This window comes from Mesorhizobium sp. M1169, from assembly GCF_040318345.1.
Classification (GTDB): domain Bacteria; phylum Pseudomonadota; class Alphaproteobacteria; order Rhizobiales; family Rhizobiaceae; genus Mesorhizobium.
The window spans coordinates 1-10,300 of the sequence record NZ_JAMYME010000080.1; the positions used below are offsets into that span (position 1 = coordinate 1).

A 10,300-nucleotide genomic window follows, 5' to 3' on the forward strand; every position below is an offset into this window, starting at 1 on the left:
GCGTCCGGAAGGCAAGCCTTATGAACAGCGCGAGGGTCCACGCAAGCCTTATGCGCCGCGCGGCGACCGGCCGGCAGCTGCCGAAAGCGAGCGCGGCGAGAGGCGCTTCGACCGTCCCAAGCGTGATTTTGGCGGCGATCGACCCCATGGGGCACAAACGGCACAGGCCGCATCGGAAGGCGGCTTCAAGCCGCGCCCGCGTCGCGTCGAGGCAACGGAAGAAGCCGGCGAACGCATTGCCAAGCGGCTGGCGCGTGCCGGCCTGGCCTCGCGCCGCGACGCCGAGGAACTGATTGCGGCCGGCCGCGTCAAGGTCAATGGCAAGGTGTTGTCCTCGCCGGCCTTCAACGTCATGCCCGACGACATCATCCATCTCGACGGCATGGAGATCCCGCCGATCGAGCGCACCAGGCTGTTCCTGTTCCACAAGCCGGCCGGCGTGGTCACGACAAACCGCGATCCCGAAGGCCGCAAGACCGTCTTCGATGTGCTGCCGCCCGGGCTGCCGCGGCTGATGACCATCGGCCGGCTCGACATCAACACCGAAGGCCTGCTGCTGCTCACCAATGATGGCGGCCTGTCGCGCGTGCTCGAACTGCCGGCGACCGGCTGGTTGCGACGCTACCGCGTGCGCGTTCACGGCAAGGTCGAGGAAAGCGCGCTTGCCGGCCTGCGCGAAGGCATTGCCGTCGACGGTGTCTTTTACGGCGCCATCGAAGCGACCCTCGACCGCGAGCAGGGTTCGAACGCCTGGCTGACACTCGGCCTGCGCGAAGGCAAGAACCGCGAGGTCAGGAACATCCTGGGCGCGCTCGGTCTCGACGTGACGCGGCTGATCCGCATTTCCTACGGGCCGTTCCAGCTCGACGATTTGCCGGAAGGCCATGTGCTGGAGATCAAGGGCCGCGTGCTGCGCGACCAGCTCGGCGAGCGCCTGGTCGAAGAATCCGGCGCCAATTTCGATGCCGATATCGCCAAGCCGTTTTCCAACAAGCCGGTCAGGCGTGAGCGCGAAGAGGAGCCAGAGCGGCCGAAATTCACCCGCGACGGCGAACGCCGGCCGATCGGCGAGGGCGGCCTGATCAAGAACCGCAAGCGCCGCGAAGGCAGCCGCGACGAAGCGCTCGGCAAGCTGTCGACAAGCCCTGACAGGAGCTTTGGGCCAAAAAAGAGCTTTGGCGAGCGTGGCCCCAGACCTGAACGCAGCGACTTCGGGGACAAACCCCGCGGCGACAAGCCTCGTGGCGGCTTCGGTGGGAAAAAATCCGAACGCGAGCAGCGGCCGATCGAGCCGCCGGGCCAGCGCAAGGCCAATGTCTGGATGGCGCCGGGCGCACGGCCGATCGGCAAGGGCAGGGCGGAGGCAGACGCCGCCAAGGCGGCGGAAAACAAGGCGCGCAAGGCATCGTTCAAGCCGTCTTACGGCAAGCCCGGCGGCAAGCCGCAAGGCGGCGGTGCAAAGCCGTTCGGCAAACCGCGCGGCGAGCGCCCGGATGGCGGTGGCGACCGGCCGCGCGGCGGCCCGAAGGGAAGCAATGCGGATCGTCGGCGGTGAGTTTCGCGGGCGTCCGCTGGCGACGCCCCGCACCTTTGCCATCCGCCCGACCACCGACCGCACGCGTGAGGCGGTCTTCAACGTGCTGGCGCATCGCTTTCCTGAAAAACTGGACGGCGCGCGCGTGCTCGACCTGTTCGCCGGCACCGGCGCGCTCGGCCTCGAAGCGCTGTCGCGCGGCGCCTCCTACGCTGTCTTCATCGAAGAATCCGCCGAAGGGCGCGGCCTGATCCGCACCAATGTCGAGGCCTTCGGCCTCACCGGCCGCACCAAGATATTCCGCCGCGACGCGACGGGCTTGGGCGAGGCAGGCACCATCGCCGCATTCGGCCTTGTCTTCGCCGATCCGCCCTATGGCAAAGGCCTTGGCGAACGTGCGTTGCGCTCGGCCAAGGCCGGTGGTTGGCTCGCCCCTGGCGCGCTCTGCGTCGTCGAGGAAGCGTCGGCGGCGCCGTTCGAGGCAGGGCCGGGCTTTTCGGTTGTCGACGAGCGCAACTATGGCGAGACGGTCATCCGGTTCATCGAGGCCGCCTGAGTTCGGCTTCCACGGTGGCGCCTTCAAAATGACGAACAATTCGCTTTGCCTCGACCAGCAACCCCGCCTATCGTCCCACCACAAACCGGAGCCATCTATGACATTTCAGGCTGAATGGCTGCGCGGAACGCTCTTGGGACTGGCTCTGGTGATGGCCGCGCCGGCTCTGGCGGATAACAATCCTGACGATGGCGTCGTGACCGATTTCCTGCTCGACAACGGCATGGAGGTCGTCGTCGTCCCCGATCACCGCGCCCCCATCGTCACCCATATGGTCTGGTACAAGATCGGCAGCGCCGACGAGCCGCCGGGCAAGTCCGGCATTGCCCATTTCTTCGAGCATCTGATGTTCAAGGCGACCAGCAACCATGCGGCGGGCGAGCTCGACCGTGCCGTCGCCGCCATCGGCGGCTCGGACAACGCCTTCACCTCATACGACTACACCGCCTTTCACGAGACGGTGGTGCCGCAGGCGCTCGGTGAGATGATGGGCTTCGAGGCCGACCGCATGCGCAATCTCATCCTCAACGACGACGTCATCAAAACCGAGCGCGACGTCATCCTCGAGGAGCGCCGCTCGCGCATCGATAGCAATCCGCAGGCGGTGCTCGACGAGGAGATCGACGCCACGCTGTGGCAGAACCAGCCCTACCGCATTCCGGTCATCGGCTGGATGCAGGAGATGGAGAAGCTGAACCGCACCGATGCGATGGCTTTCTACAACAAATATTATACACCCAATAACGCCGTGCTGGTGGTGGCCGGCGATGTCGAGCCGGAAACGGTCAAGGCGCTGGCCGAAAAGACCTATGGCAAGATCGCGCGCGGCCCGGATCTGCCGCCGCGCATCCGCCCGGTTGAGCCCGAGCAGAACACCAGGCGCACGGTGACGCTGACCGACGGGCGCGTCAGCGTGCCGAGCTTTACCACGCAATGGGTGGTCCCGTCCTATCACACGGCAAAGCCCGGCGAAGCCGAAGCGCTCGACGTGCTGTCCGAAATCCTCGGCGGCGGCAACCGCAGCCGGCTCTACCAGGAGCTTGTCGTCAGGCAAGGCATCGCCGCCGAGGCCGGCGCCTTCTTCCAGGGCACCATGCTCGACGACACCAATTTCACCGTCTACGGCGCGCCGCGCGGCGATGCCAAGCTTGCCGACATCGAGGCCGCGGTCGACGCCGAGATCGCCCGCATCGTGAAAGACGGCGTCACCAGCGACGAGCTGGAAAAATCCAAGGACCGTTTCGTACGTTCGATGATCTTTGCCCGCGACAAGCAGGAGGACATGGCCAACATCTACGGCTCGACGCTCGTCACAGGCGGTAACGTCCAGGACGTCCAGCAATGGCCGGACCGCATCCGCAAGGTCACCGCCGACCAGGTCAAGGAAGTCGCTGCCCGCTATCTCAATCTCGACCACGCAACGACCGGTTATTTGCTTCCCGAAACCCAGGCTGGGAATTGATTTGATGATGAGTTTGAGCGTCGGCGCCGCCCCTCACCTGCCTGCCGGCATCCTCTCCCCGTATAGGGACGGGGAGAGGGGCGCCGCCACCGACGGTTTCGCCAATCTTCAGCGTTTGCAGAGCGAGCGCCGGGACAGCGGCCAGCCCCTTCTCCCCGTCACTATACGGGGAGAAGTGCCCGGCAGGGCGATGAGGGGCGGCGCCGACCTTGGCAATTGGCGCGCCGGCCCTCTTCTGGCCACCCTCATTCTCTCCGTCGTCTTCCTCCTCCTGCCGGCGCTTTCCGCTCGCGCCGCCGTGAACATCCAGGAGGTGACCTCGTCGAAGGGCATCACCGCCTGGCTGGTGGAGGATTATTCGGTGCCGATCGTCGCTATCCGCTTCGTTTTCGATGGCGGCGCGACGCAGGACCCGCCCGGCAAGGAAGGGCTTGCCAATCTGATGAGCGGCCTGTTCGACGAAGGTGCCGGCAACCTCGACAGCGAGGCCTTCCAGATCAAGCTCGACGACGTCGGTGCAGAGATGAGCTTCGAGGCGCAGCGCGACGGCATCTACGGCTCGATGCGCATGCTGGCCGACCAGCGCGACGGCGCCTTCGACCTGTTGCGCGTGGCAGTCAACCAGCCGCGCTTCGACCAAGTGCCGATCGACCGCATCCGCGCGCAGATCCTGTCCGGCATCATCGCCAACGAGCGCGATCCCGATACGCTCGCCCAGCGCAAATGGCTGGAAGCGATCTATGGCAATCATCCCTATGCGCGGCCCGACCAGGGCACCAGGCAAAGCATCGCGACGATTACGCCGTCCGATCTCAGCACCTTCCACAAGGCGAATTTCGCCCGCGACGGCCTGCATGTCGCGGTGGTCGGCGCCATCGACGCCGAGACGCTGAAGCAGAAGCTCGACCTGGTGTTCGGCAGCCTGCCGGAAAAGCAGGCGCTGACGCCCGTTCCCGACATCGAGCTGAAGCTCGGCCAGCAGCTCGAGGTCGTTTACGACCAGCCGCAGGCCTCGCTGCAACTCGCCTATCCCGGCGTGAAGCGGAATGCGCCGGATTTTTTCGCCGCGGTGCTGATGAACGAGATCCTCGGCGGCGGCACCTTCACCTCGCGGCTGTTCGACGAGGTGCGCGAGAAGCGCGGCCTGGCCTACAGCGTCAGCTCCGACCTCGTCGACCACCAGCATTCCGAGGCGCTGTCCATCACCACCTCGACCCGCGCCGACAGGGCGGCCGAGACGCTGGCCGTGGTGCGCGACGTGGTCAAGCGCATGGCCGAGGAGGGGCCGACCGAAGCCGAGCTGGCGGCGACCAAGAAATACATGATCGGCGCCTATGCCATAAACAATCTGAATTCCTCCGGCGCGATCGCCTCAACGCTGGTCGAGATCCAGCTCGGCAAGCTCGGCATCGACTACATGCAGCGCCGCGCCGCCCTGATAAACGCGGTGACGCTGGACCAGGTGAAAGCGGTGGCGAAAAAGCTGCTCTCCGCCGAGCCGGCCGTCATGGTGGTCGGGCCGAAGCTCGGCGCGGCCAACAAGGGATGAGCCCTAGCTTCGGCATCGCCTTTGGCGGCGGCGGGGCGCGTGGGCTGGCGCATATCCATGTCATCGAGGCGCTGGACGAGCTGGGCATAAGGCCGGCGGCAATCGCCGGCTCGTCGATCGGCGCCATCATGGGCGCCGGCATGGCCTCGGGCATGACCGGCAAGGACATCCACGACTATACGCGCTCGATCCTCGGCCGTCGCGCCGAAGTGGCGACGCGCATGTGGCGGGCGCGGCCCGGCACTTTTGCCGAGGCGATGCAGGCCGGCCTGCGGGTCAGCCAGTTCAATGTCGAGCGCATCCTCAAGGCGTTCCTGCCCGACGCCATTCCTGAGACCTTCGCCGAATTGAAGATACCGCTGAAGGTGACGGCAACGGACTTTTATGGCCACAAGCTCGCCGTGTTCGACGAAGGCGAGCTGCATTCGGCGCTGGCCGCCTCGGCGGCGATCCCGGCGGTGTTCCGCCCGGTGATGCGCGACGGCAGGCTGCTGATCGACGGCGGCATCTACAATCCCGTGCCGTTCGACCTGATCGAGCTCGACGCCGACATCATCATCGCCGTCGACGTGGTCGGCGCGCCGACTGAGGCCGGCCGCAAATTCCCGACCTCCGTCGACCTGATGTTCGGCGCCACGCAGCTGATGATGCAGTCGATCATCGCCAGCAAGCTGAACCAGAGCCGGCCCGACATTCTGATCCGGCCGGCCGTTTCGAAATACCGGGTGCTCGATTTCATGAAGGTCGAGGCGCTGATGGCAGAGACGGTGGCGATCAAGGACGAGCTGAAGCGCGAGATCGAGAAGGCGCTGAGGGCGCGGGAAGACGCTGCGGTCGAGGGCAGGCAGCGGACGGTGTAGGGGCGCTGCCAATCCCCCCTTGAGGGGGAGATGTCGCCGAAGGCGACAGAGGGGGTCGTCTCGCGTAATGCGCCAACCACCCCACTGCCGCAAGAGAGGAGCCGAGCCCGGTCGAACCGCCCCCCTCTGCCCTGCCGGGCATCTCCCCCTCAAGGGGGGAGATTGGCTCATCACGACTTCCCAGCCGCATACTCCAGCGCCACCACGCCGTTGCTGAATTGCCTGGCCGAGATCAGCTCGAGCGGCAATTGCGCGCCGGGCGGGAACAGCAGCTTGCCCTGGCCGACGGCACCGGGATAGCTGAGCAGCCTGATGCGGTCGGCCAGGCCGTGGCGCAGCAATTCCTGCGCGACGCTGAGGCTGCCATGCACATAGATGTTGCCGCCGCTGCCTTGCTTCAGCCCTCTGACCGCGTCCGGCAACGCGCCCTGCAGCAGCTCGGCCGGCTGCCAGTCGAGCGCCTGCAAGCTGGTCGAGGCGACATATTTCGGCAGCGCATTGAAGCGGTCGGCGAAGTCTCCGGTCTCCTTGGGCCACGAGCCGGCAAAGATCTCATAGGTCGTGCGCCCCAACAGCATGGCGCCACTGTCGGCAAGCTCGTCGTCCTTGAACTTTTGCATCTCATCGTTCCAGGCCACGCTCGGCAGCTTTTCAACCTCGGCAATGCCATCGACGCTGATGAATTCGGTAACAATGAGTTTTCTCATAGCGAGTTCCTTTCTGGCAGGGCCGAATGGCGCGGGCCTTATGCGACATGCGCCGTCAACTAGCGCGGCGCTTTTTCAGGGGGAGGGTTTTCCCTGTTCGCTTCCAAAGACCGATACCGTGGGAAAAGCTTCTCCGACCTGCCCGTCGTTCGGTCATGCCACAAGGTCCGCATCGGGGGCCGGTCTTTTTTGCCGATTGGCTCTGGTTCGTAGCTACCGGCTGCCTACAGGTTGGCAATACCGGCTTTCAGCAGTCCTTCGCGGACGTGCTGCACATCAGACTCCTGGGCAAAGTGCAGGGTGGCGATGAATGAATCGAGGTCGAATTGGGGATCGAGCGTTCTGATCTTGCCTAGATGCGCCGCGGCCGCGATTTCGTCGCCGAGCCAGCCGTAGCAGGCAGCGGCGAAAGCGTGCTGAGCCGAGTCCATGGTTGACAGATGCATGAAAGCTTCGATCGCCTCGCCATACTGGCGCGCGGCGAAATGCGCCTTTCCCAGATGGCTCCAGAACCTCTCCGGGTGGTGCGGGTTCAACTGCATTGCCTTGCGGATCCATTCAATTCCCTCTTCCGGCCTCCCCAGCCACGTCAACAACTCGCCTTGCTGCACCACCACGAGGTCGTAATTGGGATTGAGGGCCAGCGCCCGCTCTTGATGGTAGCGCGCAGTGGTCAGCTCATTGTTGTTCACGTTCACTGCCGCGAGAATGCGGTGGACATCGGCATCGTTGTTGTCCAGCGCCAGCGCCCTGTCCAGCGCTGCCATGATGTTGTTCCAGACGGCATCCCTGTCTTCGCACCAGTTATGGACCCAGGCCTGGCCAAGAATGCAGGCCCGCCAGGCATGGGCATGGGCATAATCGGCGTCGAGCGTGACGGCCCTTTCTATCAAGGTTTGCGCGCGTTCATTATCCGCAATCGTGCTTCGGTGATGCAGCACCTTGGCAGCAAGCACACATTCATACGCGGCCATGTTTGCAGGTTTCGCCCGCGCGAGCTGGTCCCGCTGAGCCGCCTCGACACGACCGGGCAGCGTGGCTGCGATCGCCGCGGTCACCTCATCCTGAATCGCGAATATGTCGTCCAGCTTCCGGTCGTACTTGTCTGCCCAAATATGAGCGTCATTCGCCGTGTCGATGAGCTGAACCGTCACGCGCACCCTGTCGCCGATCTTGCGGACGCTTCCCTCCACCAGGTATTGGACGGTGAGTTTCTCGGCCACCTCGCGCACATTCACGGCGCGGTTCTTGTAGACGAAGCTGGAATTGCGCGAGATGACGAACAGCTCATGGTGGCGGGACAGTTCGGTGATGATGTCCTCGGTCAGTCCGTCCGCGAAAAATTCCTGCTCGGGGTCGCCGCTCATGTTGGTGAATGGCAGCACCACTATCGAAGGTTTCGAGATAGATCGCTTTGCCTCGACTTCCGGCAGGACAGAACTATCAAACCCAACGCGATAGAGGCGAACCGGGCGGCTGATGTTCTTCAACGTCTTCTCGCCCAGGTCCTCCATGGCAATTTCGAGACGGTCGGCAATTTGGGTCGCCACCGCTGCGGTCACGCAGATACCGCCGACGTCGGCGAGTTGCTCGATGCGCGAGGCAATATTGACGCCGTCGCCGAAAATATCCTCATCGTCGAAAATGATGTCGCCGAGATTTATGCCGATCCTGAATTCGATACGCCGTTCTTGCGGCACATCCGAATTGCGCCGTTTCATGCGCTGTTGGATTTCCACGGCGCATTTCACGGCATCGGTCACGCTCTGGAACTCCACGAGCATGCCGTCTCCGGTGGTCTTGATGATCCGGCCCTTGTTCTTCGCGATGGCGGGATCGACCAGTTCTATGCGATGGGTCCGAAGGCGTGCGAGCGTGCCGGATTCGTCGGCCTCCATTAGCCGACTGTAGCCCGCCATATCGGCAGCCAGAATTGCGGCTAGTCTCTGTTCCATCGCTTGAACCAAAAACCAAGCTTATCCTTCCAGAGCTGCCAAATCCAGCAATTTGGGCTTGTGGTTGGAATCAAGAGGTCTTCCTACCGCAGCAGCAAGAAAGGGCGGATCAGAACCTTCCGCCTGGTGGCTGCGAACTCGATCGCATCAATCGCGGGAGGGATCCGCGCAGCGTCAAGCTCGTCGAGGCGACATATTTCGGCAGTGCGTTGAATCGGTCGGCGAACTCTCCGGTCTCCTTGGGCCAGGAGCCGGCAAAAATCTGATAGGTCGTACGCCCCAAAAGCATGGCGCCGCTGTCGGCAAGCTCGTCGTCCTTGAATTTTTGCATCTCATCGTTCCAGGTCACGCCTGGCAGCTTCTCGACCTCGGCGATGCCATCGACGCTGATGAATTCGGTGACGATGAGTTTTCTCCTGGCGCTTTTCCTTGTGTCAGAGGACGGATGGCGCGGGCCTTCTGCGATACGCGCCGTGGAAAAGAGCGCGGCGCTTTGTTAGGGGAGGAGCTTTCCCTAGACGGTTCCAAAAGAAGACCGATACCACGGGGAAAAGCTTCTCCGACCTGGACTAACCTCCCAAGATCGGATTTTGGTGTTCTGAGGCAGATATCCCAACGAACGCATTGCAGGAAGATCATGGGATTCGGGGTTTTCATTCATCGCTCAGATTCGATCTACAATGACCGCCCCGCCGAGCAATACCAGTTTCCTCGCCCATATCTGCGCCGCGTCGAAGCATGCGTTGGCGACTGGATCATCTATTACGAGCCCAGCAAGGTAGACGATACCCGCGGCTATTACGCCGTAGCCAAAGTCCAACAAATCATTCCCGATCCTGTGACGCCTGATATGTACCTCGCTCTGATTGAGCCTGGAACCTATCTCGATTTCGTCAACCCTGTTCCATTTAATGGAACCGATGGTCTCGTTGAGCGAGGCTTGCTCAACGATCAGGGACGAATTTCCGGTCGCGCCCAATCGGCCGTCCGCCCAATTAGCCCGGCCGATTTCAACCGCATCATCGATTTGGGCCTGGACACGAACGGGTCGTTGCTACCGCGCGTAGATGAGGTCGGCACATCTTCCGGCTTTCAGGAGGAGCAGGCGCCATTCGAATTCGAGCAGAGCCGCGATCGCGTAAACTACATCGGATCGCGAATTGTGCGAGACCGCATTTTCCGTCGCATCGTCTTGCGCGCCTATGACGAGCGCTGCGCGATCACCGGACTGAAGCTGATAAATGGCGGCGGCCGAGCAGAAGTTTCAGCCGCCCATATTCGATCGGTCGAAGCGAACGGCCCGGATGTCATCAACAACGGGATTGCACTGTCCGGCACCGCGCACTGGATGTTCGATCGCGGGTTGATCAGCCTATCCGATGACCTCGAAATCCTGATCTCGCGACAGGTTAACGACTTGGAAAGTGTGCAGGCATTCATAAACAAGACCAGTCGAGCGCTTGCGCCGGCCCGACAGATTGAACGCCCTCATCCTCGTTTCTTGCAATGGCACCGTGCGCACTGCTTCAAGCAGTGAAGCACCGCCGGCGTGGGAGCGTGTTGGTAGGTGAGTTGGAACGGCTACTTCTGACCGATAGTGTTGAAGAAGTCGGCGATGAAGCCGTGGATCCACTCGCACCGAAGCGTCTTGATTAAGGTCGACGCGACCTCCTCGCC

Annotated in this window: 9 protein-coding genes; 6 read left to right on the forward strand and 3 right to left on the reverse strand. The window is 63.1% G+C overall.

Annotated features, from left to right (window positions below):
• The 5 genes from NKH41_RS33240 to NKH41_RS33260 form a co-directional block, all read left to right on the forward strand.
• Nucleotides 1-1,555 (forward strand): pseudouridine synthase (locus NKH41_RS33240; RefSeq protein WP_352935847.1); only part of this gene is annotated, 1,555 nt, incomplete at its 5' end.
• Complete coding sequence (rsmD, locus tag NKH41_RS33245) at nt 1,536-2,090, forward strand: 16S rRNA (guanine(966)-N(2))-methyltransferase RsmD (protein WP_352773422.1); 555 nt, start codon at nt 1,536-1,538, stop codon at nt 2,088-2,090. The genes NKH41_RS33240 and rsmD, both read left to right, overlap by 20 nt.
• A 97-nt stretch (nt 2,091-2,187) precedes the next feature.
• Entirely contained in the window at nt 2,188-3,552 is a 1,365-nt protein-coding gene (locus NKH41_RS33250) for a M16 family metallopeptidase (RefSeq protein ID WP_352773419.1), read from the forward strand.
• 190 nt (nt 3,553-3,742) lie between these two features.
• Nucleotides 3,743-5,101, forward strand: a complete 1,359-nt coding sequence (locus NKH41_RS33255) for a M16 family metallopeptidase (RefSeq protein ID WP_352773431.1) — start codon at nt 3,743-3,745, stop codon at nt 5,099-5,101.
• Complete coding sequence (locus tag NKH41_RS33260) at nt 5,098-5,961, forward strand: patatin-like phospholipase family protein (RefSeq protein WP_352685517.1); 864 nt, start codon at nt 5,098-5,100, stop codon at nt 5,959-5,961. Before NKH41_RS33255 ends, NKH41_RS33260 begins: the two co-directional genes overlap by 4 nt.
• A 170-nt stretch (nt 5,962-6,131) precedes the next feature.
• On the opposite strand, the gene NKH41_RS33265 is transcribed toward NKH41_RS33260, so the two are convergent.
• From NKH41_RS33265 to NKH41_RS33275, 3 genes are all read right to left on the reverse strand, one after another.
• On the reverse strand, nt 6,132-6,668 hold the full coding sequence (locus NKH41_RS33265; RefSeq protein ID WP_352773416.1) for a dihydrofolate reductase family protein: 537 nt from the start codon (nt 6,666-6,668) through the stop codon (nt 6,132-6,134).
• Nucleotides 6,669-6,892: 224 nt separating this feature from the next.
• Entirely contained in the window at nt 6,893-8,623 is a 1,731-nt protein-coding gene (locus NKH41_RS33270) for an adenylate/guanylate cyclase domain-containing protein (protein ID WP_352773413.1), read from the reverse strand.
• A 109-nt stretch (nt 8,624-8,732) separates the two neighbouring features.
• Entirely contained in the window at nt 8,733-9,089 is a 357-nt protein-coding gene (locus tag NKH41_RS33275; RefSeq protein WP_352747076.1) for a dihydrofolate reductase family protein, read from the reverse strand.
• Nucleotides 9,090-9,260: 171 nt separating this feature from the next.
• Between NKH41_RS33275 and NKH41_RS33280 the strand changes: the two genes are divergently transcribed.
• Entirely contained in the window at nt 9,261-10,160 is a 900-nt protein-coding gene (locus tag NKH41_RS33280) for an HNH endonuclease (protein WP_352746957.1), read from the forward strand.
• The last annotated feature ends 140 nt before the right edge of the window (nt 10,161-10,300 follow it).